We start from the raw sequence: 24,614 nt of genomic DNA, 5'->3' as shown, positions 1-24,614 counted from the left end.
CCCGCCACACGGTCCAGGCTCGTTCCTAGACACACGCGGACCCGCTCCTGCCGAAAGCGCGTTCCAGGTATCAGCACCACCACGGACGCCAACTGCACGAGTATTCGTCAGGTCTGTCCGAACATTTACTAGGACAGCGCTTCTAGAAGCGGCCGCTCCGAGTCTCTCGGTCATAGTCAGGATGGGTGAACTCGCCCTTCTTGAGAGCTTCTCGCCGACGGGTCCGGAGCCGCCGTGGCTCGTCGGAACCGCGTCGACGCGAGGATTGTGCTCCCTTGGACGTGGTCTCCCCCATTGCGGCGCGAATGGTCGTAATGAGTTGTGCAAGTTGATTCCGAGACCGCTCTACTGCTCTCAGGGTGTTGACCTGAGAAGCTGCTGTTCCGTTCAAATGCTCTCGGGAGGGCTCTCGCAAAGTCGTATGTCATGCCGGCCCCCGCTAGCGTACGTGCGAGCTTTTCGCCGCGATCGGGAAGCCATGGCAGGATGACGCATCCTTCCGTGACAGCGGCGACGAGGACGTGGAGCCTGTCTGACACGACCCAAGTCGCGCCCGCATAGACTGCGCGTACCTGTGCCTCCTGCTCGGCGTGGTCGGCATCTGCGTCCCAGCCAACGTAGTCAGCACCAAGTTGCGCGGCAAGCCAACGCAGACGAGGTTCGTCGCGCCTCACCTGACACACAACCACAGCCGAAATGCCCTCAGCGTTCAGAACATCCCAGGTCTGTTCAATCCAGCCTTTGCTCGGCGGAGTTCGATCGCCTCGAATGCTCAACACCAGGCGCCGAGCACGCGCGACGCTTTGGCGACTCGCGATGATGTCACTTGGTTCTCCTTCGAAGAAGCCCCAGTCCGGCTGTACGCCACCGAGCCCGACCGCGCGTCGGGACTGATCATCGCGCCATGTGACAACCGAAGCCATCCCGAGCAATACGCGAGTGACCCACATTGAGTTGTGCTCGACGTTGCGCAATCCCGTGCCAGTCTGAACGACGCTTCCGCGGCGAATACGAATGAGAAGAAAGATTGGCAGCATCACTAGCCTGTCCAGGAGGTACCGCGAATTGATCGTCGCTTCTCCAGCATTCAGCAACAGATGGATCTTCGAACTCGCCGCGGATTTGGCTAGATTGAGCAGCCACTTACGTCGATCCGTGTAGACAACATCCTCGGGGCGGACATCGAGGTTCGAAACGTATTCATCAGACATCGGCCCGACTAGAACGTGCCGCTCACCTAGTCCCTCGGCGGCTCGGAGGAGCGGTCGACGAAGCAGTGAATCCCCGACGTTGTCGCGCTGACCCGCAACCGCAGCGAAGACCTTTACTACCATTTCTCGCGCTCTCCTCATTATTTGGTGTTTCGGGACTTAATAGGCGCCGTCGCGCGGACTCGGTCCCGTGCAACCTTCACAAAGATCTTCAACGCGCCAACGTCTGTTCAAATTCATGACTCGAGGAAATCGCATCCATGAACACATCCGCGTAACGGGAGGCGATTGTCGCCCAATCACGTCGCGAGAGGTCGGGAACGCGACCCGCCGTGCGGCGAGCGTCCTCGACACCGCGCCGAATGATCTCGGCACTGATCATGCCGTCGTATTGGAGCACCCAGTCAGCACCGACCTCGTTCGCAAGGAGTTGATTGGACTCGGATCGAGGTACCAGAACGGGTTTACCGAGCGACAACGCCACGAGAAGCACGCCGGAATTATGCATTTCCCGATACGGGAGCACCACTAGCTCCGCTGCCGTGATCTCAGCGACCATCTGACTGTCGCTGACGAACTCGAGCGCGGCGCTAGCGTTCTTGAGGATGCGGATACGCGAGGTGATCTGTTCGCCAAGCCCGGAGCTCGGCTCTCCAACGATCCGCACACTCAGCTGCTCCTGATCAACCTCCGAGAATGCGTCCAACAGGTCGATCACACCCTTATAGGGCTCGATCCGACCGGCATAGACCAGTCTTCCCCGCGTCGGTGTCGACCGGGGATGCTCCGCGAATACGTCGACGTAGTGCCCATGCAAGATCGTGAGGGTTTTTCGCCAGTGTTCAATAGAGGTCGACTCGTTCAATAGCACAGTCACAGTCGTGACCTTGTCGAGTTCGGCGAGTAGTCGCTCCTCTAATCTGGTACCGGGTGTGTGCGGATGAAGATTGTGCAGCGTCCGGACGACTGGCGTCCCGCGTCGCCGAAGTCGACTGATGAAGAGACGAAACAGAATTTGTTTCGCGGCTGCGATGAGCTGGTTGTCTGCCCTGAGCAGGAACTCAGGCCAATGCACATGAAACACGTCGAACCGAGAGAACAGTGCGGCACGCCACCCGAAGTAGAGAAATGAGATGTTCGACGGAGCGAATCTCACCACCTGATCGATGAACTTGGTGGTGGATGCGGGTGCTGACACCGATTCGAGCACTCGGATGTTTCGGGCCTCGCCGCCGTGAGCTTCGGTTGGCCGGCGAGCGCCGACTTCGATGCGACCGCTGCGCATCAATATGCTCCCTCGCTCGCAACGACCAGGTCCAATGCTCCTCCTGCCCGAAACGCAGCCTGTGGCCGCGCCCCCGTTGTTGCCACGTGTCGCCATGATGGCAGCCACGGATGACCCTCCACAACACGATGGGTTACGAGGAGGTCACGAGCACGAGTTCGGCGATCCCGCAGAAATTCGCACCGGTCACGAATACGCTGGCCCCGTGGCGTCTTCACACGATGCCCGGTGGGCCTGACGTTGTCAAATCGAGCGCGAACTCCGATCACATGAGACGGGGCGCCCCCTAACACCAGGAAGCGCCCCCTAACACCAGGAAGGGTGACGTGCGCCGCCCACTTGAGGCGCCTCCGCCGCGTAAGCGGGCCGTCGAACGGCGACACACGCCGCACGTGGCGCACACCCGATCCGTGTTCGGGGTCAGCCGTAGGTCGCCTCGGCGAGAGTGACGGTGGTGGCGTTGATCATCGGCGTGGCGCGAACTTCGGTGGAGCCAGAGTCAGGCGTTCCGGCGAAGGTCGCGCGCACCACAGTGCCAGGCCAGCTCCCGCCAAAATGGAATGGTCGGAACAAGCCCCACCAGAGCAAATCGCGAACAGACTGCTGATCGACATCCCGGATGATGAGTCTGTACGGATCTCGCACGAGGCGATCTACCAAGCCCCCCTACGTCCAAAGCCGTGGCGCGTTGCCCCGCGAACTGGTCTCCTGTCTCGCACTGGTTGGGCCGACCTTCGTGCTGGCGTCGATCTGAGCCTGGACCGCGGTCCTCCAAGTGGGCGCGATCGCGCCTCAGTTTCAGGAGCAGCTCCGGGTAGGACCTCCCTCTTTCTGAGGATCGAGACCCATGCGATAACGAGCCCGAGAGGCACCAAGTGACCGGGGTCGAGATCTTCAAGAACCGACCAGCCAAGTACAAACACCATGATTCCGAACGCATAGCCATTGCGTGCTTTGTACGCTGCCCACAAGATGTACCCGCAAAGGAGAAGAAACGCGGCGAGAGCAAGGACGCCACCTCGGAACAGCAGTCCAAGCAAAGTCGAGTGGGTGGCGACACTTGCAACCAAGTCACTCTCTTGCGGCTTGATGCCGTACCCAAGTATTGGGATCGGAAGCACTGCAATCAGTTCGAGTGTTCGACTGTAGATCGCACCCCGCGCATCAAGCGATCCTGCGCGTTGAGCGTTGAGATCGAACACAAATTCCACCAGAGCGGCCCATTTCGTGATCAACACGATCGTGATCCCAATGGAGCCAAGGGTCACTGCAGTGAAGAAAGCGAGTGGAGACCTATTCCGTAGGTGAACAACAAGTCCTACAACCAACGCCAGGACCAGACAGACCGATACGGATCGTGAGAGTGCTAGGTCGATGGCCACGAAGCTGCCCAATACACCCAACAGACCCAAGACACGTCGTCCCCGCTGCGCGATCAGAGGCACACTCGCCGCGATACCGATGGCTGCTATTGCGCCGCTCCAAGTTGGCTGAGCCATGATGCCGGCGGAGCGAAACGTGATCTCACCGAGCCAACCCGGTTGGTAGAGCGTGTTCCTTCCAAAAGCGGCGAACCCCGCGCCGAGCTGTTCAGAATGGCCAAAGATCGGGATAGGCAGGCGTGCAGGAAAGACCTGACTGGACACGAAGATAAGAGCACCCTGAACGGCACAAACAATCGCGACGGATTCTCGCATCCGATCCAATGCAGCCGAACGATATGCGACGCTCAGGAGGGCCGCGACGACCAGCCACACGGCGACGTTCGCGAGCAATGAGAAGCTTCGACCCGCCTGGAAGCCGAACTGCACGATCCCTATCGGCCAGGAGAGTAGAAGGCAAAGCGCAACCGAGATTGACAACCAAGCGACAGCAGGGATTCTATTTTGAAGGAGATACACGACAGCGGGGATGGCAAGCAAGATCCAGAAGGCGCCTGCCCCGCCGAGCACCCATAGGACGGGATATGCGGCCACAGCGGCAACGGCGAATCGTCCAAAGAATCCGTCCGCACTCTCCCGGCCATTCATCGGGACTCCCGACTTCTAACAAACTGCTCTGGAACGAGTGCGCACACGGTGGCGATGCCGAGCGCATAGCGTCTGAACAGCCGGGTCGGGGCTTGGCTCAGCCGGTACATCCACTCGAGACCGCTGCGTTGCATCCAACCGGGAGCACGTACTTCGTCGCCCGCCAAAAATCCGAGCCAGCCGCCGCACGTCAGGATCAGTGCCTGAGGAAGATCATGTCGATAACTCTCGACCCACAGAGCCTCACGCGGCATCCCCATTCCAACAATCAGGACGTCCGGTTTGGCTAGACGAATCTCACCAAGCACCGTTGCGTAGTCATCATGGTAGCCGTGGGTAGCATAAACAACCACAGCCCCTGCTCGCTCCTCGATTGCAGGCCGTGCGCGTTCCACGAGCTCAGGCGGCCCCCCGATTAGTGCTACCCGAGCCTTGCGGCCAAGGCCCTCACCGAGTGCCTTGATGGTCACCAACCCGATGTCAGTGGTTGCAGAGCGCTCCATTTCGCGAGCCCCAGCAAGCTTTGCCAGCAGAACAACCGCAGCGCCGTCCGCGTACGTGAAATCCGCCGCGTTCATTGTGTCAACGAATCGTTGATCTCCCCGATCGTTGAGTCCACCGATATGAAGGGCGTAGGCAACAACTCGACGTCCTGGCTGGCCGCTGAGGGCGTCTACAACTGCACTTCGCGAAAGATCGGCCACTTGGAACGGACCAACCTGAACCCGCGCGGCGACATCTTGAGTCGATTCAATCACGAACGTACCGCCTCTACACTCGGTCGAATTGTCTCAATAAGCTCATGAGCTCTGCTCGACCAAGTGTTCTGTTCAACTACGCGGCCGACCAAGTCAGTGCGGTACTTGACGAGCGCCTCATGAGTCCCGAGAGCGTCCTTCATCGCCAAGCACAGAGTGATGAGGTCTGTGAATTCCCAGAGCGGCATACCTTGCATTCGCAAAGCGACTGCGTCTTCCGAAGGAGTAACTATGGCCCCGAGCCCCAGCCCCGCGTACTCGTAGAGCTTCAGCGGCGAGTGATACATACGGGCGCCGACGGTTTCGACGTGGCCGGAGTACCCAAGGTCGCATTGCCGGAGCACGTTCAAAGCCTCACGCTGCGGGAGCCTGCCATGGAACGTCACGGAGCCGTTCAGCCGGTGACGTGACACCCTCTCCTTTAGCTCGGGCATCTCCGGCCCTTCGCCCACAAGATCAAGGTGAAGTTGTTGGCGATCATGTGCGCCCATCCGTGCCATCGCTTCAATGAGGACATCAAGCTGTTGCCACTTGACGACCGCTCCTACGAAGCCGATACGCAGACCTGGCTCACCGTTGCGGGGCTGCCGGACCTTCAGGACGGCATCGTCGGTGATCACAAATGGAATGGCGTTGGGCAACACGAGGATCTTGTCTCTGGTGATCCCTGCGAAGTTCGCGATCTCCTCCGCGAGCGCGTCGCTAACGGCCACAATAAGGTCCGCTCGCCGGTAAACGTGCCGCTCAACTGCGACAGCCACCCTCTTCAGGAGCAGAGCGTTGCGGTCGCCAGCCGTCTCCATAGCCATTAGTCCGTTTGACTCGACGACTCTCGTAACGCGTCCCTTCCACCTGTGAAAACTGGTTAGGGATTGCATGACAGCAACGCGTTCATAGATGAAGTAGGGCTTCTCGGAGCGCAGGGAGCTCGAGAAAACGAGCGCGCCGCTCCAGCACGCTGCCATCGCCCTCACTACATCGGATACCAGCAGACGCGCGCTCGAGCCTGATGCACCGTGGCCCTCACGTATCTTTGCGAATCGCTTGAGCCCAGGGGCACGTGAGGCAAGGAAAGTCCTGACAATTAGTCCTTCGCGGCGCAACCCTTCACAGAAGCCCAGAATGTGGCTACGCGGCCCCGGTGTGTTCGACTCCTCGTCGACGCCAATTCGCAGACCGCCGACTAGGTAGTCGACCTGACTACGCTGAGCCTCGTTGCTGATGCCCTGCATCAGATATCACCTCGGACACTGCGCAGGGGCGCCGACGTATCCGTCGCCATCGCCGAGCAGAATCGTACGGCAGATCCCGACGGCATCCTGATATTGCGTCGTCCGACGCCATCGCGATGAACAGCTCCTTTGCCCACGTTAGTATGCCCCCTCGCTTGCCAAGACGGCCTTTGCAGTCCGCCAGAGGATCACGAGATCTCCGGTAACCGACCAGTTTTCGACGTAGTAGAGGTCGAGACGCACCGTGTCCTCCCACGAGAGGTTCGACCGGCCGCTCACCTGCCACAGCCCGGTGATGCCCGGCTTGACGAGGAAACGACGGTGCACATGGTCGGCGTAGTGCTCGATCTCGCGAAAGAGCGGGGGACGTGGGCCCACCAGCGACATGTTCCCGGCGAGGACGTTGAAGAGCTGCGGGATCTCGTCGAGGCTGAATCGTCGCAGCAGCCGACCGATTGGAGTGACCCGCGGGTCGTCCTTCATCTTGAACATGACGGTGTTGCCCGCGTCGCGCTGCTGCACCTCGAGGTCCTTCAGACGGGCTTCGGCATCGACGACCATCGAACGGAACTTCAGCATTTTGAATTCGTCGCCATTGAGTCCGACGCGCGGCTGCTTGAAGAGCACCGGGCCGGGCGAAGCCAGCTTGACAGCGATGGCGATGAACACGAGCACCGGCGAGAGCACAAGGATCAGCGCGCCCGACGCGACGATATCGAAAGCACGTTTCGTGAACGCCTTTTGGCCGCCGAGCTTCGGCGTCTCGACGTGGATGAGCGGCAGGCCGGCGACGGGGCGCGTGTGGATGCGAGGACCGCCTATGTCGATCAGGCTCGGCGCGACGACGAGGTGCTCGCTGCCGGGCACGAGGCCCCAGCTGAGCTGGCGCACACGCTGCGGGTCGAGCTCGTCGGCACTCGTCACGACGATGGTGTCGGCGCCGAGCTCCCGCATCACCTCGAGCGAGCGGTCGACGCCGCGCGACGTCGGTACGTCGAGACCGGGCAGCGTGCCGCCGATCGCCTCCGTCGACACACAGGCACCCACGACCTGGTAACCGGCCTCGGGCGTTCGGGCGAACTCCCGGGCGATCGTCGTCGCTGAGTCGATCGTTCCCACGAGCAGCACTTTCGACGAGTACTCGCCGTTCCGGCGCTTGACGCCGAGCCACTGGCGCCAGATCCACCGGGAGAACAGCAGGGTCAGCAGGCCGAGCGGGAACGAGATCAGAATGTACCCGCGGGCGAGATCGAGCTTGAAGAGGAAGGCGATGATCGCCACGATGCCGAAGAGTCGGATGGCCGAGTCGGCGATCGCACGATATTCCTGCGTGCCGACGCCGAGCACGCGCACCGATCGGGTGTCGAAGAGTTCGAGCGCAACCATCCAACCGGCGATGATGAGCAGCGACACCATCGTGTAGCTGATGACGATGTCGCCACGGTAACCGCTGAAACCGACCGCCCTACTGTCGAGCCCGAGCCACGCGATCTGCGTGCCGAACACCACCCAGACGAGCACAGCGAGGTCGGTGATCGCCACTCGGGTCGCGAGCACCTCCGGCCATTTGGCTGTGGGCACCCGACCCGCCGAAACCATCCGCGTGGTTGACGTCATGGTGACCACGTCGCACCTCCATCAGACGAACGAGCGACCACGTCGCCCGACCAGTACCACAGCACGCCGCTGGATGCGGCCGCGATCACCGTCGCTCCTTCGGCGGCATTCGCAGCGATACAGGCACCCGGCGCGCCCGGCGCGAGCTCGGCGGAGAGCGACACGACCTGTGCACCGTCGCACCCATCGCGGTGGGCGACCGCCACGAGATAGCCGGCGCCGCCGGTCGCCACGGATGCCGCACCTGGCACCGGTGCCGAAGTGGCCCATGCCGCGCCCGCATCCGTCGTCACCGACACCGTCGCGTTCTCACACAACACGGCCGCCTCTGAAGGAGACCGCACGGCGAGCTGCACCGGACGGCCACACGGCGTCGACACGGCGCCCCCCGGTGAGACGACCTGCTCAGCATCGAGATACCAGCGCGAGCCGAGATCGTCGACGGCAACCCAGTCGGCACCCTGCACAAAACTGCGGTGCACAACCGGCGCGCACGACCCGGGGTCGCGTGCGATGATCGACAATTCTTCCGTCGTATCGGTGATCGACTGGATCGAGCGTGCGTCGGCGGGGGCCGCAGCATTCCAGGTGGCGCCCCCGTCGACCGTCACCTCGAGGAGTGCCGCGGTGTCGGGGCACGCGCCGGTGACCGCACGGTAGGCGACCAGGTCATCGACCCCGCTCAACACGACCGACTGCGCCGCGACTGAGCTCGCTTCGGGCGTCGGTGCGGCCGAGGGTGTCGGCGTGGGCGTGGGCGTCGGCGTCGGCGTCGGCGTTGCGATCACGCTCGCCGACGACGTGGTCAGGGGCGCGGCGACACCATCCGCGCCGCTCGCGTCAGACGGCCGCGTCGAGGCGAGCGCCATCGAGACGAGCACGACATCCACCAGCACGAGCGCAGCGATGACACCGAAGGCCCACCAGCTCGGCCACGATTCGCCTCGCTTCCGCTTACGCTGCGTCACCACGGCCCGTCCTCGACACTGCGGTGAAGGCCCGCACGATCGCGGTGACCGCGGCCTCGATGACGCGGCCGGACTCTTCGTAGACCTCGGAAGAACGCCCAAACGGGTCGACCACGTCGTCGTTGATCGCCAAGTTGGGCCGTGTGGCGAATCCTCGGTTCGTCGAGACGGCACCGATGATCTCGAGCGGTGACGAGGCCTCGGCAAGGCTCACGAAGCCATCGGGATCCTGCTCGAGGAATTGCACGATGCGCGCGAACTCGCGCAGCGTGTACGAGCGCCGGGCAGCCCTCGGAACCATGGACGCCACCGCCGCGCGGTGTTCGCGAGAGGCGGTGAGCACGAGGTCGGCGGCGTCGACGAGCTGCTGAGTGAGCTGCACGCCCACATGATTGCCGGGAACGCCCCCATAGCGCGTCGAGAGCGCGACCGCCTGGACCGGCATGGGCTCGCCGACGAGCGCGGCCGTGCCCGCGCTGTATACGGTCGCGTCGAAGCCGGCATCCGCGAAGCGCGCCGCGAGCAGTTGCTCGGCCAACGGCGAACGGCACACGTTGCCCGTGCAGACGACGAGGATCGAGAGGCTCACACGCCAACGCCATTCTTCGCGGCCGCCTTCGCGGCCGCCTTCGCGCTGCGCGGGCTCTCCGTCTCGGCGGCGGAGGAGGCGTAGCCGTAGCCATAGCCATAGCCATAGCGGCCATAGCCGTAGGCATCAGGCCCCTTGGTGGGCAGCATCGTCAGGACGATGCCGGATATCTGCGCGTCGACGTTGGCGAGGGCCGCGATCGCACCCTCGAGGTGTGCCCGGTGCGCCCGGCCCGCGGAGACGACGACGATGGCACCGCCGACACTGCGGGTGAGCACCGCGGCGTCGGTCACCGGCAGGAGCGGCGGCGCGTCGAACAGCACGACGTCGAATGCCCGGCCCAGCTCCTCGATGGTCGACACCATCGCCGTCGAGCCCAGGAGCTCACTCGGGTTCGGCGGAACGCTGCCGGCGGGCAGCACGAACAGGTTGTTTCGACCCCAGCGCTGCACGACATCCTGTAGCTCGGCGCGCCCGATGAGCAAGTCGGTGAGACCCACCGCGCCCTCGATGCCCATGTAGTCGGCGACCTTCGGGCGGCGAAGGTCGGCGTCGACGAGCAGCACACGGGCACCCGAATCGGCGACCGCGATGGCGAGGTTCGCGGCCGTGGTGGACTTGCCCTCGGACTGGATCGACGACGTCACGACGAACATGCGCCGGGTGCGGTCGGTGTCGAGGAATTGGAGGTTCGTGCGCAGCGTGCGGAACGACTCGGCCCGCGGCGAGTGCGGGTCGGCCTGCACGATGAGCGGACGCTCCTTAGCCTTGGGGTCGAAGACGATCCCGCCGATGATCGGCACGTCGGTGATGTGCTGTACATCGCGCTCATTGCGGATTCGCGTGTCGAGCATCTCACGGAGCACTGCGAGCCCGACGCCCAGCGCGAGGCCCACGAGCGCGCCGAGAGCGATGTAGAGCGGCACGTTCGGGCTCACCGGTCGCTGCGGCACTGTCGCCGGCTGCACGAGCGTGAGTCGCACGGGCGAGGCGGTGGCCTCGGTCTCAATGCCTGCCGCGGGCGAATCGATCGACTGCACGATCAGGGTGAGGCTCTCCGAGACCGCAGTGGCGATCTCAGCCGCGAGCTCGGGGTCCTTGTTGCCGACCGTGATCTCGATGAGCGTCGTGTCCGGCGCAACCGAGGCGGTCACGAGCCTCGAGAGTTGACCGGCGGTCAGGTCGAGCTTCAACTCGTCGACGACCGGCAAGAGCACCATCGGCGTGGTCACGAGGCTGGTGTACGTCTTGACTCGTTGCTGTGAGAAGTTGTTGCTCTGCGCCAGCTCGGAGACGCTGCCGCTGTTCGACGTCGACACGAAGACCTTCGCCGAGGTGCTGTAGTTCGGCGTCTGCAGCAGCGCGTACGCTGCCGCGACGCCGATTCCGACGAGCGTCAGCGCCACGATGGTGACCCAGCTTTTTCGCAGCACGCGGATATAGTCGTGCAGTTCCACTGCTCCTCCTGCCCGAGACGCAGCCGTGGCCGCGCCCCCCGTTGTTGCCACGTGTCGCCATGATGGCAGCCACAGATGACCCTCCGCAACACGATGGATTACGAGGAGGTTACGAACAACGAGTTCGATGTCTCCCGCAGAATCACTCGTTGATCGCGCATACGCTGGCCCCTATAGCGTCTCCACACCATGCCTGTGGGCCCGACGGTTGTCAAATCGAGTGCACTCCTATCGCCGGAGAACCGGCCTCTCTTGGCCCGGCAAAGGGTCAAGTGGACGGTCCACTGTTCGGGGTCAGCCGCAGGGCGCCTCGGCCATGGTGACGGTAGTGGGGTTGATCATCGGCGTGGCGCGAACTTCGGTGGGGCCGGGGCCGGGCGTACCGGCAAAGGTCGCGCGCACCACCGCGGTCTGGCCGTTCACGAGGTCAACCGTGAACTTCTCTGCCGGTCGACCCAGGTCGACGACCGACGGGCCGGTCACGGTCTGGAGGCCGGACTCGGGAACCTCGACCGCGATGGTCGTGCCGCCGGCGGGTCCGTAGAGGAACACCTCGGTGCGGTAGAAGTCATACAGCCCGCTGTCGACGTAAGGGGGCAGCTCGATGTCGCCCGGGATGTCGAACCATAGGCGCGTCTCGACCGTGTAGCTCGGCGCATCGGGCGTGCAGGTGTCGGTCGTGATCGTCGCCTCGCTGTGCAAGTAGTAGTCGATCTTCGACGACGAACGGTCGCGGAAGTAGATGCCGAGCACCGTGGCGCCGACGTTGGTCTTCGGCAGCACGCCCTGCAGTCGCGTGTCGTCGAAGAGCTGCTGGACGGCGGGGTCGGCACTCCACATCATGAGCGTGCCGCGGTTCGCGGCGTCGATGACGGCTTGGCCCATGTCATAGATGTCATAGTCGGCCGACATGATGCGATCGAAAACCGCGGATGCCGCGGCGGCGAAGTAGGCGTCGGACTCCGCACCGCCTTCGGGGTACCTGAAGTACGCCTCGTTGAGCAGTTTCGAGACGACGTTGCCGCTGTCGAGCTGCTCGCCGTCGGTCAGCGTGACCGGCCCCGTGACCTCGAGCAAGCGCGAGAGGGCGATGGGATCGATCGACACGACGACGTCAGGCGTGAGACCCTGCTCACGCTGCCAGTGCGCCGTGATGAACTGCGCCGCGGTCGGGAAGTCGGGCCGGCTCGTCGACGCATTGTTCTGGTTGAAGAAGATGTCGTTGTAGAGCTGGCTCGCGCTTTCATCGACCTGGATGTCGAGCGGGGTGCGGTTGAGGAAGTCGTTGCTCGACACCTGTCGTGCGATGTCGACCGTGCCGTTGTCGACCTGCACCAGGGTCTGGGATGCCGGCCCGCCGCCGAGCGCCGCGGCCTCGGCATTGTTCAAGAACGCGAGTACGACGTTCTTCGGTCCGTCGACGCCGAGCAGCGCGCCGACGCCCGCCAGGGCGCCGTTCAGCTGCGGGATGGTCTGCTGCGCCGAGCCGAGCATCTGCTCGAACTCGACGACGGCCTCCGAGACCTGACCGATCGTGGCATCCGTGTCGATCGACTGCACCCTCTCGTGCAGGTCGGTGACGACCCGATCGGCGGTGGCGGTGATCTCGGTCGCCTCACGCAGCGGCGCGAGATCGAAGCCGCCGGTCGCCTCGTCGCGCTGCAGCCCGAAGGAGCCGATCAGCCCGACGGCCGGGTTCACGATCTCCGTCGACACCTCGTCGACGCCCTCGGCGATCACGCGCACCGCGCGGAGATTCTCGCCGACGACCGGGATCAGCTCGCCCATGCGCCAGGTCGGCGACGCCGTGGGGTCGACAGCAGCATCAGCGGATGCCGCTAGATCATCGGCAATCGGCTGCAGCCGGTCGAGCTCGCGGGCCGTCGCTGCGCTCTGGAATTCGGAGATCGAGGTGCGCGCGGCCTCGAGGTCGGCACGCACCGACATCGCATCGTTGAAGAGCGTCAACGCGGCGAACCCGCCTCCGACGACGACGAGCGCGAGCAGCGGCCAGACGATCGCGTGAACGACCCGGCGCGAACGTCGCTTCTTCTTCGACCGCGAGCGCTGGCGGCCGGAGTCGGACACGGAACTGAACTCTCGATTCGTCACGAGGGCCTAGCCTAGACGCACAAACCCGAGTGCACGCCTCGCGCACGCCGCGCACCGCCCGTCAATAGGCGCCCTCGGCTCGAGCGACCGCTCGGACCGTGCGGTAGAGCACGATGATGTCGCCGGTCAGCGACCAGTTCTCGACATAGTAGAGATCGAGCCGCACGCTGTCCTCCCACGACAGATCGGAGCGACCCTGCGTCTGCCACAGGCCCGTGATGCCCGGCCGCACCAGCAGGCGACGGCGCGTCCTCTCGTCGTACCTCTCGGCCTCGGACGCGAGTGGCGGGCGGGGCCCGACGAGCGACATGTCACCCAGCAGCACGTTCACGAGCTGCGGGAGCTCGTCGAGGCTGTATCGGCGCAGCACAGCACCGATGCGAGTCACACGCGGGTCGGCCTTCAGCTTGAAGAGCACCCCACTGCCCTCGGAGCGGTCGAGGAGCGAGGGCAGCTGCGCCTCGGCGTCGACCACCATCGACCGGAACTTCAGCATGCGGAACCGTCTGCCGTTGAGCCCAACCCGCTCCTGCAGGTAGAACACGGGACCCCGACTGCCATTCCGCACCAGCAGCCCGATCACGAGGAACACCGGGCTCAGCACGACGAGCGCGAGCGACGAGATCACCAGGTCGAACGCGCGCTTGGCCGCATACTTACGACCCGTGAACTTGGGATAGTCGACCTGGATGAGCGGGAGCCCGGCCACCGGGCGGGCGTGGATGCGCGGGCCCGCGACATCCGTCAGCGCCGGAGCCACGATGAGGATGGTCGACGTGGCCTCGAGCTGCCAGCCGAGCTCGCGCATGCCACGCGGATCGATGGTGTCGGCACCGGTGAAGACGATGGTGTCGGCGCGGGCGTCCTCGAGCACCTGAGCGAAGTTCGCGTAGTCGCCGAGCACGGGAATGCCGGGCGCGAGCTGCCGCTGGGCCCCGCCATGCTCGGTGATGGCGCCGACGATCTCGATGCCGGAGCTGCCGTCGCGCGCCATCTGCTGCGCCACGTGCACCGACTTCTGGCGCTCCCCCATGAGGATCGCACGATGCGAGTACGCCCCCGTCGCACGACGGCGTACGAGCCACTTCCGCCACAGCCACCGCGAGAGCAACAGGAGCGCGAGGCCGAGCGGCAACGCCACGAGGAGGTAGCCGCGACCGATCTCGGACTGCAGCAGGAACGCGCCGATGGCGAGCAGGGCGAACAACCGGATCGTGCCATCGGCGATGCGCTTGTACTCGGCCGTCCCCGTGCCGATGACCGTGCCGTCGCGCGTGGCGAAGAGCGAGAGGGAGAGAAACCAGCCGACCACGAGGATCGCCGACATGAGCGTGTAGGTCATCGTGATGTCTGCGTCCTGCAGGCCCGGGATGATGACCGTCCGCTCGTTCGTTCCGAAGCGAAGGAGTTGCGAACCGTAGACCGCGACGACGATCACGATGAGGTCGCTGATGAGCAGGCGAGACGCGTACGCGCGCTGCCACGTTGCGACGGCCGCTGCTGGAGAGTCGGTCGTCGACTGCCGCGTCAAGGTCATGAAGTACCTCCGCCGCCGGCCGTCGTGGGGCCGATATGGCCCGCCATCAGGCGAACTACTCGAAAGGTTACCCGTCGGCATACGTTCGCGAGAGGCCAGTCAGCCAAATGCCCCCCGAAATGGGGCGGGCGGAGGATAGATTGTACGCCCATTTTCGGCGGGCGCGCAGCATCCGCTCCGCGCGTTGCCGCTCAGTGCCGGCCGTTCAGCACGCCACCGCTCTCCTCGAGATAGCACACGCCGCAGAGCGACTCATAGGTGACATCCGCTCCGTCGATCGCCACCTGGACCCCATCGAAGACGAAGCGGCCGTCGATGAGGCGAGCGTTGAAGATCGCCTTGCGGCCGCAGCGGCAGATGGTCTTCAGCTCCTCGAGGCTGTGCGAGATCTCGAGGAGCCGCCTGCTGCCGGGAAAGGCGACGGTCTGAAAGTCGGTGCGGATGCCGTAGGCGAGCACCGGGATGTCGTCGAGGAGCGCGATGCGCAGCAAGTCGTCGACCTGGTCGGAGCTCAGGAACTGCGCCTCGTCGATGAGCAGGCAACTCACGTCACGGCCGTGGTCTTCGATCACTCGCGTGCGGTGCTGCTGGAATCGCTCGATGACCCCGGTGTCTGGCTCGATCGTGAAGTCGACCTCACGCACGTTGCCGAGCCGCGAGACGATGTGGCGGTCGCCCTTGGTGTCGATCGCCGGCTTCGCGAGCAGTACTCGATGGCCTCGTTCCTCGTAGTTGAACGCCGCCTGGAGCAATGCCGTCGACTTGCCGGAGTTCATCGCCCCATAGCGGAAGTACAGCTTCGCCATCTATTCGAGGTATCCATCCTCCGCCGCACGGCGGATCAGCTCCGACTTGCGGCTCGCAGGGCGGTCGGCCTTCGCGTACTTTTCGCGAACGCGCCGGAGGTAGGTCTTCGCCGTCTCGTATCCGACGTCCATGCGGCGGCTCACCTCAAGAGTACTGAGGCCCTGGACGTAGTACCGCAGCGCTCGCTCCTCGGCGGGGCTGAGGTGCACGCCCACGGGCGCATCGACGGGTTTCGTCGCCGGGTCGGACGAGTGTCTGCTGTGACCTGTGGTAGTTCGTGACGGATGCCGCGGCAGCCGCTCTCCGCGGACCGCTCGCCGCGCCATCTCGACAAGCTCGTCGGCCGGGAGGGTTTTCGACACGAATCCCGCCGCGCCGGCTGCGAGCGATCGTTCGCGCGACTCGTCGTCGTCGAGCGCGGTGACGACGAGCACCTTCGCACCCGCAGCCCGGCACGCGCGGATGCGCGATTCGATCGAGACAGTGTCGCCGAGCTGCAGGTCCATCAGCACGAGATCGACGGGGAACTCGGGGCTCCTGATCAGCTCCATCCAGCTGGTCGCGCGCACCACGACGTCGAAATCGGGCGCGCTATCTTCGAACCATCGGGCGAGGCTGTCGACGATGAGTCCGTGATCGTCGAGCAGCGCGAGTCGGTACGGGTTGGTCGCCTGGGACTCATTCGGCGACATAACTGAACTCCACCGTGACATTCTCTCGCGTTTGGGTCGATTCCGCGCGTAATGCGACCGCACGTGCCACGACGACGAACCGCTCGAGCTCACGACGCGACGGCGGGGCTGCGCCGCTCTGAGTCGTCAGGGTGATCTTGCGGCGTTCGCCGTCACGACCGAACACGACACGGATCGCGGTCGAGCGCGAAGCATCGCCGAGCCACGAGATGAGGGCGGTGAGCGCAGAGCGCTGGTCGCCATCGAGATCGGCCGCCGCTCCCGCGGGATCGACGACGACGGTCTCGACACCCCGGCTCTGCTGCACGTTCGCGGCGAGGTCGTCGAGCCACGTGGACTCGATGCCGGCCTTCAGCGCTCGACGCAACGCCTCGGCGAGTTCGCGGGCACGATCGGCGTCGGCCACCGAGATGCGATCGGCGGTCATCACACCGGCGAGGAACGGGAGCACCTCACGCCCGAGCACCGAGACCCGGCTCTGCTGCACCGAACGCGCGATGCCGGCGCGCAACTCGGCATCGCGCTGCAGCGCGGCCCGATTCGCTTCGCGCTGCCATCTCAGCGTCTCGCCGACGATCGAATACGCGTAGCCAGCCGCGGCCGCCGACATCGCGAGCGTCGGCGCGGAGTTCACGGCGATGACGGCGCCGATCGGAGCGATCGTGGCAATGTACGTCGACGTGCCGATCACGAGGATCGAGAGCACTGCCGACGCCATCACCCCGGCCAGCACAAGCGACGCCCAGGTGCAATACGGTGCGACGGAGAGGATGAGCAGTCCGATCACGGCCGGTCCGAAGTTGTCGTAGAGATACGTGTCGGCGCCGATCGTGCTCACGTACTCGGCGATCGCCGCACCGACTCCGAACGCAACCACGAGCCAGAGCCGGTCGGTCGTGAACGGCGCCCGGGCCGGTGACGCGGAGATCGCGGCGGCGATGCCGGCAGCAGCGACGAGCGCGATCGCGAGCACGGCGGCCACCGGCCAGCTCACTTCACTCCAGTGGAGCCACGTCAGCGCGATCGCGGCACCGACCGCCAGCACCGCGCCGACCCAGACGATGGGCGCGGCCGTGATGCCGCCGATCGGGTCGGCCTCCTGCTGCGTCAGGCGCATTCTCGCGCTCATTCGCCGCCCTCCGGCACGGTCAAGACGATCGTCGTGCCGATGCCCTTCGTCGACCAGAGGCGCACGGCGCCCTGCTCCTGCTCGATGCGGGCGCGGATCGAGGTGCGCAACCCGATGCGATCTTGGGGCACCTCCTGTTCGTCGAAGCCCACCCCGCTGTCCATGACGGCGACCGTCACCTCGCCGCCGCCGAGCCCCACGGCGACCTCGGCCTCGTCGACGCCGGCGTGCCGCGCGACGTTGATGAGACATTGGGCCACGGCCGCATCGAGCGCAGCAGCTCGCCTGGGTCCGAGCGCGCCGAGCACCGCGAGGTCACCGGTCACGCGAACCTCGAGCCCGGCATTGGCCGCCGCCGCCACGGCGTACGGCAGTCGTTCCACGTCGACGGATGCCGGTGGGCGGGCACCCGCTCGCGCCCCGATGTCGCCCGAACCATTGGTCTCGGCGTGATCGGTCACCCAGTCGCGGCCGACGATGAGGCCGAGGTCCTGCCGGATGCCCACGCGCAGCCGTTCGTCGACGGGCCCCGAGCCCGCAGCGGCGATCGCGACGAGGTGGCTGAGCGCGGTGTCGTGAAGTCTGGCGGTGGCGCGGAGCTCGTAGTCGTGACGGATCTCGAGTTCATGCGACTGCTGGCTCGCGCGATGCAGCCCGGCGTTTTGGCGCGAATCCGATCGTCGGCTCAACCCGTCGAAGGTGCGCACGATGACGACGAGCCCGAACGCACCCGCCGCGGCCAGGTTCGGCGCGTACGTGCCGCCGACGAGCGCGACCCCGAGGAAGGTCGCTGCCTCGCCGAGGCCGTACCCGAGTGCTGCCCACACGAGTGCGGTCACCGAACCGCTCCCCGCGCCACCGACGAGGAGCAGCGCGATGAGCGGGAGCGCGCTGAGCGCATTGTTCGTGTTCGCGAATCCCCCGTCGGGGCCCATGACGATGACGGTGAGTGCGCACACGACGGCCGCACCGACGACCAGGTAGACGACGGTGAGCGTCACGGTCGGGAAGATGGAGACGGCGACGAGGAATACGGCCATGGCGACGGTGAGGATGAACGCCGCCCAGTCGTCGATGTCGCCGAAGACGATCGCCGAGACGATTGCGACGGTCGCGGCTGCTGCAAGACACGTGAAGGCCGCGAAGTGGCCCGCGGTGACGAGGGCGCGGCTCATCGAATCGCGCGCGAGGTGGCCGGGCAAGCCCAACGTCATCGGGTTCCTCCCCCTTGCTTCCACCCGAGACCGACGATCTGCCTTCGGGCTTCTGCGGATTATCCCAGTTTGTGGGCGGCCGGCGCAGCCCACGAGCTCGCCGCGCCGTCGCCGCGCCGTCGCCGTGCCGCGATCAGGCCGGCGGAGCACCTCAGAAGAGGGCTGCGGGATCCGCCGGACTGCCGAAGACCTCGGGAAGCTCGACGGCCGCTCCCCCGGTGAGCGCGGTCGAGCGGATGCCGCCCGTGACCGGATCTTCGCGACCTCGCTCGAGCCCGTGAGCCCTGATGAGCGGATGGATCCGTTCGCCGAGCCAGCGCCGGTACGCCTTCGGCGCGTAGGCATTGTTGCCGTAGTACATCGACCGATACTTCGGCACGAGCTCAGGGTGTTCTCGTTCCAGCCACTGCATGAACCACGGTTTCACGCCGGCCCTGAGATGCAACGCGGTGTAGAGCACACTCGTGGCGCCGGCGGACTTCGCCTGCCGCAAGGCATCGTCGAGGTGCGCCTTCGAATCAGTGAGGTACGGCAGGATCGGCATCAGGAAGACCGCGCAATCGAGGCCGGCCTCCCGAACCGCCGAGACCGTCGCGAGCCTCGCCTTCGCACTGGGCGTGCCCGGCTCGACCGATTGCTGCAGCTCGTGGTCATAGATCGCGATCGACATGGCGACGTCGACGGGCACGAGCTTGGCCGCCTCGGCGATGAGCGGAAGATCGCGGCGCAGCAGCGTGCCCTTCGTGAGGATGCTGAACGGCGTGCCGCTCGTGGCGAGCGCGTCGATGATGCCCGGCATGAGCGTGTATCGGCCCTCGGCTCGCTGGTATGGATCGGTGTTCGTGCCGAGCGCCACCGCGTCGCGCTTCCACGACGGTTTCGCGAGCTCGGTGCGCAGCACGTCGGCGACGTTCACCTTCACGATGATCTGGCGATCGAAGTCGTCGCCGGCGTCGAGGTCGAGGTACGTGTGCGTGGGCCGCGCGAAGCAGTTGTGGCTGACGACTCCGTTCGCAATGAAGTCCCCCGTCGTCGTGGTGATGTCGAGCATGTCGACGTCTTGGCCGAGATCATCGATAGCTGCGATGCTGAGGTCGGCGGTGGTCTTCACCATGGCCCCGACAAGTTGCAGTTTTCGCGTGATCGCTGGCTGTGCGATTGCGAAGAAGGCGTTCCGTGACGACAACCCGCCCGTGATCCGTATATTCGCGACCCCATTGAGGTGAGGTGCTTCTCGGATGAACGGGATCCCGAACACAGCGAGCGCGACCTCAATCGAGTGCAGAATCGCCTCATCGGAATTGGAGATGCGGAGGACGCTGCGTGAACACGATCCTTCAGCATCGAACACCCCGCCAAGGAAACCGGCGTGCCACTCCCGTGAACGGATCGGCGGCCATGCGATCACCTCCGTGATCGCGTCGAAATCTGCACGACGACTCGTGCGGATCGCGGTCATGGCTCGACGCGTCTCGGTGGCTCCCGAGAAGGGGAATTGATTCGTCGAGACACCGACGGTCGCGAGATACATGCGCGATCTTGCGAGTGCCTCTTCATCGGCGAGGGCGAGCCGGAAGTGGTGTGCGACATACGATCCGCCACGACTTCGCGGATAAGTGCGACGGAGCATCATTCCGTCGCCCCGGATCATCCCGGAGAGGTAGCCGCGGACGTACTCGTCGGACAGCACGGATGGGGCGCGACCGACGCCTCGGCTCCCGAACCCGATCAGCGAGTTCGCCGTGGTGAGGTAAGGGCGCTGCCCGGGGCCGAACATCGCGCCCGTCACATACTTCCACCCTCGGTTCGTCAGGAATCGGTGATCGCCGCTTGCGATGAGCTCGGTGCCGTCGGCGAGTGATACGCGGTACGCGCGCTTGCGCGATTCCCACTTCGCGAGAACTTTCGAGGCCGTGTACCTGCGAAACCCGTCGACCACATGCGTTCCGAGCACTTCGTCGCCGACCTCGACCGACCACAGCGGCTGCTGTCGACCGTCGGCCATCGTGATCGAGGTCTCGGGATGCAGGCAATAGGCACAAGCATGGGTGCAGCCCCGGTAGGGGTTGATGGTCCAGCCGAAGGGCATCGCGGACTGGCCGGGCACCTTGTTGAGCGCCGACTTCGCGAGCACTTCGTGGAAGGTCACCCCGGCGAAATCGGGGGTCTGCACCGAGCGCACGAGATTGTTGAGCTTTGCGAGCCCGGGCAATGCGTCGGACTGCTCCACGCCGAGTTCCTGCCCGCTCCACCTCATACCGACATTCGAACACATGTTCGAATGAACGGCAAGCGGATGCCCCGGCGCGCCGCGGCTCGGCCGAGGCATCCGCACCGGTTCATCCGCACCGTGGACGGCCTCACAGCGACGCGCGGGGGCGGCCGGGGCGAGCGCGGCCGGCCGGCGCGTCACGCCTTGGCGACCTGTTGCTCCAGCTCCGCACCAGCAGGTCGCCCCGCCTCGAGAGCGAGGCGCTCCCCCGCCCAGCGGCGGCGCAGCCAGCGGTCGTGGCTCGCGATGATGACCGCACCGGGGTAGGCGCCGAGCGCCTCCTCGAGGTCGGTCGCGAGCCCGAGCGAGAGATGGTTCGTCGGCTCGTCGAGCAGGAACACGTGCGGCGGCCGAGCGATCACGAGCGCGAGCGCGAGCCTCCGTTGCTGCCCCACCGAGAGCGCGCCGACGGGGCGGCTCTCGTCGCGTGGAGCGATGAGTCCCAGGCTCGCGAGCGGAACCTGCTCGGCGCGTCGCTCACCGAGCGCTTGTTCGTAGAGGCGACGAGGCGAGGCATCCGGATCGGCGAACCGCACATCTTGCTCGAGGAGCCTGACGCGCAGCCCCTTGCGCCGGTGCACGATGCCGCGGTCGACCCTAAGCGTGCCCGCGAGCACGCCGAGCAGGGTCGACTTGCCCGCGCCGTTCGCGCCCGTGACGAGCAGCCGCGTGAGCGGCGCCACCTGCAGCGCGTCGAGTTCGAGGCGACCGGCGACCGCGACATCCGAGAGTTGCAGCAGCAGCCCCGACGCCTCCTCGAGCGCTTGGGAGCCCGACGGGATGCCCGCGAACTCCAAGGGGGCCGGCGGCTTTCGCACCTGCTCCCGTTCGAGCGTGTCGAGGCGCAGCTCGGCGTTGCGCACGCGGCGCGATACCGCCTGATCGACCTTCCCCCGCTTGAAATGCTTGAGGTACTTGTCGTTGTCGGTCGGCGCGCGGCCGTGCGAGACGTTGCGTGCCGTCTCGACGACGCCGAGGCGGAGTCGCTTCAGCTCATCCTGTTCGGCCTCGTATTGCCGTCGCCACCGCTCCTGTTCCTCGGCCTTCACCATGAGGAACTCGCTGAAGCCGCCACCGAAGATGGTGCCTCCGGCGGCCGCGAGCGCGTCGTCGCGAGTCGAACCGTTTGCCGCACCCGAGGCCGAGAGGGCGAGCGCGCCCGCGCGGCCCGGATCGAGGTCGAGGAGCCCGGTCGCGACCCGATCGAGGAACTCCCGATCGTGGCTCGCGAACATCACCGGTCCGCGCCACTCGCGGAGCCGGCCCTCGAGGAAGGCCGCGGCGTCGTCGTCGAGATGGTTCGTCGGCTCGTCGAGCAGGAGCGCGTCGGGAGCCCCGAGCAGCAGCGCCGCGAGCGCGAACCGGCTGCGCTGGCCGCCGGAGAGCTCGCCGATCGCCCGCTCGAGGCCCAGCCCGGCGACGCCGAGGCCCTCGAGCAGCTCGTCGCGCCGCGACTCGGCCGACCACACCTCGGCGCGTTCGGCCGCGTCGAGTGCCGCCGAATAGCGGTTCGCGGATGCCACGGACTCGTCGTGTGCGAGCGCGGATGCCGCGGCGTCGAGCTCCCGCTCGATGGCGCGCACCTCGGCGAGCGCCGCCTCGAGCACCTCGCCGACGCGCTCGTGCGGGTGGAACGGCAGTTCTTGCGCGAGGAGCCCCGTGCGCCGAGGCCGCGAGATGCGGCCCGCGACGTGGGCGTCGGCGAAGGCGGCGGCGGATTCGGCATCCGCTCGCTCATCACCGCTCGCGACGAGTCGGAGCAACGTGGACTTGCCCACGCCGTTCTCGCCGATGAGACCGAGCCGATGACCCGGCGCGACCGCGAAGGCGAGGTCGGTGAAGATGCGCCGCTCGGGGTAGGAGACCGAGAGTCCGTCGGCGCGGAGATGTTGGGAATGGGAGACGTGTAGCGCCATGGGGACGCCCTTTCACGAGTGCTCCCGGGTCGCCGGCCGTCACCGCCGAGGGCGGGCGGGCACGAACGATGCACCGAACGGCACGCCGGCGGCACGAAGGTGCGGGCGGCGACCCGGGAGCGAAGGGTTGATCCCGCCGGGCATTCGCCGTCGTGAAAGGGTGCGATCGACACTGTCGCGATCAGTGAAAAGAGCACACCCTGCAGTCAACGGCGCCTCAGGCGCGGGACGATGGGATGTGCTCACTTCATAGCGGAGTCGACGTTAGCAGAGGTCGCGCCCCGAAGACAAGCACCCTGCGGGTTCTACGCGGTGAGCTCGAGCAGCTTCGCGGTCTCGGTGAGGGATGCTTCGGCGACGGCGGGCTCGGCCGACAGCTGCCGGCCGAAGCTCGGGATCATCTGACGGAGCTTCGGCTCCCAGCCGAGGAAGCGGTCGGGGAAGCAGCGGGCGAGCACATCGAGCATGATCGGCGCGGCCGTCGACGCCCCCGGCGAAGCGCCGAGGAGCCCCGCGATCGTGCCGTCGGCGCCGGTGATGAGCTCGGTGCCGAACTGGAGCACCCCGCCCTTCTCCGGATCTTTCTTCATGACCTGCACTCGCTGGCCGGCGGTGATGAGCTCCCAGTCGCGGTCTTTCGCAGTCGGCATGAACTCGCGAAGGGCGGCCATCTTCTTCTGGCGCGAGGCGAGCAGCTCGGAGACGAGGTACTTCACAAGGTCGAAGTTCTTGAGCCCGACCTGCAGCATCGGGCCGAGGTTGTGCAGCCGGATCGAGAACGGCAGGTCGAACCAGGTGCTCGATTTCAGGAACTTCGGCGTGAACCCGGCGTAGGGGCCGAAGAGCAGTGCGGATTCGCCGTCGACGACGCGGGTGTCGAGGTGCGGCACCGACATCGGCGGCGCACCGACGGCGGCCTTGCCGTAGACCTTCGCCTGGTGCTGCGCCACGACCTTCGGGTTCGTGGTGCGGAGGAACTGACCTGAGATCGGGAAGCCGCCGAAGCCCCTGATCTCGGGGATGCCGGAGTGCTGGAGCAACGCGAGCGCGCCGCCGCCCGCGCCGACGAACACGAACCTGGCGTAGGTGATCTTCGGCGTCTGGCCCACGAGGTGCCGCACGCGGAGCTTCCATCGGCCGTCTTTCTGGCGCTTGAGCCAGGTGACCTGGTGGTTCGTCTGCACGGTCGCGCCGCGACGCTCCATGTCGGCGAAGAGGTATTTCGTGAGTGCACCGAAGTCGACGTCGGTGCCCGAGGCCACGCGGGTGGCGGCGACCTTCTGCTTGGGGTTGCGCTTCTTCGCGAGGAGCGGGGTCCACTGGGCGATACGCTCGAGGTCTTCGGTGTACTCCAGGTCGGGGAAGAGCGGCTCGTTCCGCAGCGCCTCGACGCGCTTCTTCAGGTACTCGATGTTCGCCTTGCCCTTGACGAACGTCATGTGCGGGGTCGAGTTGATGAAGTTGTGCGGCTCGGGCAGCGCCCCGGTCGCGACGAGGTACGCCCAGTACTGCCGGCTGATCTGGAACTGCTCGTTGATCGAGACGGCCTTGGCCGCGCTCACCGTGCCATCGGGCGCCTCGGGCATGTAGTTCAGCTCGCAGAGCGCGGCGTGGCCCGTGCCGGCGTTGTTCCAGGCGTTCGAGCTCTCTTGGGCCACCTCGCCCAGGCGCTCGTAGACGCGGATGCTCCAGTCGGGCTGCAGCTGCGAGATGAGGGAGCCGAGCGTGGCACTCATGATGCCACCACCGATGAGCACGACGTCGACGGATTCCTCTGAAGTCACGGAT

The 24,614-nt window shown here is 65.7% G+C and carries 17 protein-coding genes and 2 pseudogenes; 1 reads left to right on the top strand and 18 read right to left on the bottom strand.

Annotation, left to right across the window (positions count from 1 at the left end; translation table 11 throughout):
- Positions 1-176: 176 nt before the first annotated feature.
- On the bottom strand, positions 177-1,211 hold the full coding sequence (locus QFZ29_RS03930) for a hypothetical protein (RefSeq protein ID WP_306892940.1): 1,035 nt from the start codon (positions 1,209-1,211) through the stop codon (positions 177-179).
- Positions 1,212-1,422: 211 nt separating this feature from the next.
- Complete coding sequence (locus tag QFZ29_RS03925) at positions 1,423-2,604, bottom strand: glycosyltransferase (protein WP_306892939.1); 1,182 nt, start codon at positions 2,602-2,604, stop codon at positions 1,423-1,425.
- A gap of 468 nt (positions 2,605-3,072) precedes the next feature.
- On the opposite strand from QFZ29_RS03925, the pseudogene QFZ29_RS03920 reads away from it, so the two are divergent.
- Positions 3,073-3,211 (top strand): annotated as a pseudogene (locus QFZ29_RS03920) (IS30 family transposase); the annotation flags it as partial.
- A 286-nt stretch (positions 3,212-3,497) separates the two neighbouring features.
- Here the strand turns inward: QFZ29_RS03920 and QFZ29_RS20370 are convergent.
- The 16 genes and pseudogenes from QFZ29_RS20370 to QFZ29_RS03845 form a co-directional block, all read right to left on the bottom strand.
- Positions 3,498-3,995 (bottom strand): annotated as a pseudogene (locus tag QFZ29_RS20370) (O-antigen ligase family protein); the annotation flags it as partial.
- Between the two features lie 527 nt (positions 3,996-4,522).
- Positions 4,523-5,284 (bottom strand): WecB/TagA/CpsF family glycosyltransferase, encoded by a 762-nt coding sequence (locus QFZ29_RS03915; protein WP_306892938.1) that lies wholly within the window; start codon positions 5,282-5,284, stop codon positions 4,523-4,525.
- Positions 5,281-6,516, bottom strand: a complete 1,236-nt coding sequence (locus QFZ29_RS03910; RefSeq protein WP_306892937.1) for a glycosyltransferase — start codon at positions 6,514-6,516, stop codon at positions 5,281-5,283. Before QFZ29_RS03910 ends, QFZ29_RS03915 begins: the two co-directional genes overlap by 4 nt.
- A 138-nt stretch (positions 6,517-6,654) precedes the next feature.
- A complete protein-coding gene (locus QFZ29_RS03905) occupies positions 6,655-8,097 on the bottom strand; it encodes a sugar transferase (RefSeq protein WP_306892936.1) in 1,443 nt (480 codons plus the stop codon).
- 32 nt (positions 8,098-8,129) lie between these two features.
- The gene (locus QFZ29_RS03900) at positions 8,130-9,104 is read right to left on the bottom strand and encodes a hypothetical protein (protein WP_306892935.1); all 975 of its coding nucleotides are present in this window, start codon (positions 9,102-9,104) and stop codon (positions 8,130-8,132) included.
- Positions 9,088-9,690, bottom strand: coding sequence for an arsenate reductase/protein-tyrosine-phosphatase family protein (locus QFZ29_RS03895; protein ID WP_306892934.1), 603 nt, complete (start codon positions 9,688-9,690; stop codon positions 9,088-9,090). The genes QFZ29_RS03900 and QFZ29_RS03895 overlap by 17 nt, the downstream gene beginning before the upstream one ends.
- Positions 9,687-11,147 carry a polysaccharide biosynthesis tyrosine autokinase gene (locus QFZ29_RS03890; RefSeq protein WP_306892933.1) on the bottom strand — a complete coding sequence of 487 codons (1,461 nt, stop codon included), beginning with the start codon at positions 11,145-11,147 and terminating at the stop codon, positions 9,687-9,689. Before QFZ29_RS03890 ends, QFZ29_RS03895 begins: the two co-directional genes overlap by 4 nt.
- Positions 11,148-11,441: 294 nt before the next feature.
- On the bottom strand, positions 11,442-13,235 hold the full coding sequence (locus QFZ29_RS03885) for a DUF4012 domain-containing protein (protein ID WP_306892932.1): 1,794 nt from the start codon (positions 13,233-13,235) through the stop codon (positions 11,442-11,444).
- An 85-nt stretch (positions 13,236-13,320) separates the two neighbouring features.
- Positions 13,321-14,796, bottom strand: a complete 1,476-nt coding sequence (locus tag QFZ29_RS03880) for a sugar transferase (protein ID WP_306892931.1) — start codon at positions 14,794-14,796, stop codon at positions 13,321-13,323.
- A 191-nt stretch (positions 14,797-14,987) separates the two neighbouring features.
- Positions 14,988-15,602, bottom strand: coding sequence for a thymidine kinase (locus QFZ29_RS03875; RefSeq protein ID WP_306892930.1), 615 nt, complete (start codon positions 15,600-15,602; stop codon positions 14,988-14,990).
- Entirely contained in the window at positions 15,603-16,295 is a 693-nt protein-coding gene (locus tag QFZ29_RS03870) for a response regulator transcription factor (RefSeq protein ID WP_306892929.1), read from the bottom strand.
- Positions 16,282-17,412, bottom strand: a complete 1,131-nt coding sequence (locus tag QFZ29_RS03865; protein WP_306892928.1) for a hypothetical protein — start codon at positions 17,410-17,412, stop codon at positions 16,282-16,284. The genes QFZ29_RS03870 and QFZ29_RS03865 overlap by 14 nt, the downstream gene beginning before the upstream one ends.
- A gap of 8 nt (positions 17,413-17,420) precedes the next feature.
- On the bottom strand, positions 17,421-18,638 hold the full coding sequence (locus tag QFZ29_RS03860; RefSeq protein ID WP_306892927.1) for a sensor histidine kinase: 1,218 nt from the start codon (positions 18,636-18,638) through the stop codon (positions 17,421-17,423).
- A 151-nt stretch (positions 18,639-18,789) separates the two neighbouring features.
- Positions 18,790-20,895 (bottom strand): intein-containing Rv2578c family radical SAM protein, encoded by a 2,106-nt coding sequence (locus QFZ29_RS03855; protein WP_306892926.1) that lies wholly within the window; start codon positions 20,893-20,895, stop codon positions 18,790-18,792.
- 152 nt (positions 20,896-21,047) lie between these two features.
- Positions 21,048-22,826, bottom strand: coding sequence for an ABC-F family ATP-binding cassette domain-containing protein (locus QFZ29_RS03850; RefSeq protein WP_306892925.1), 1,779 nt, complete (start codon positions 22,824-22,826; stop codon positions 21,048-21,050).
- Between the two features lie 305 nt (positions 22,827-23,131).
- A complete protein-coding gene (locus QFZ29_RS03845; protein ID WP_306892924.1) occupies positions 23,132-24,610 on the bottom strand; it encodes a malate:quinone oxidoreductase in 1,479 nt (492 codons plus the stop codon).
- Between the last annotated feature and the right edge of the window lie 4 nt (positions 24,611-24,614).

The organism is Agromyces albus (assembly GCF_030815405.1).
Lineage (GTDB): Bacteria > Actinomycetota > Actinomycetes > Actinomycetales > Microbacteriaceae > Agromyces > Agromyces albus_A.
Note: the sequence above shows the minus strand (reverse complement) of the source record. Positions and strands in the feature narration are given on the sequence as shown.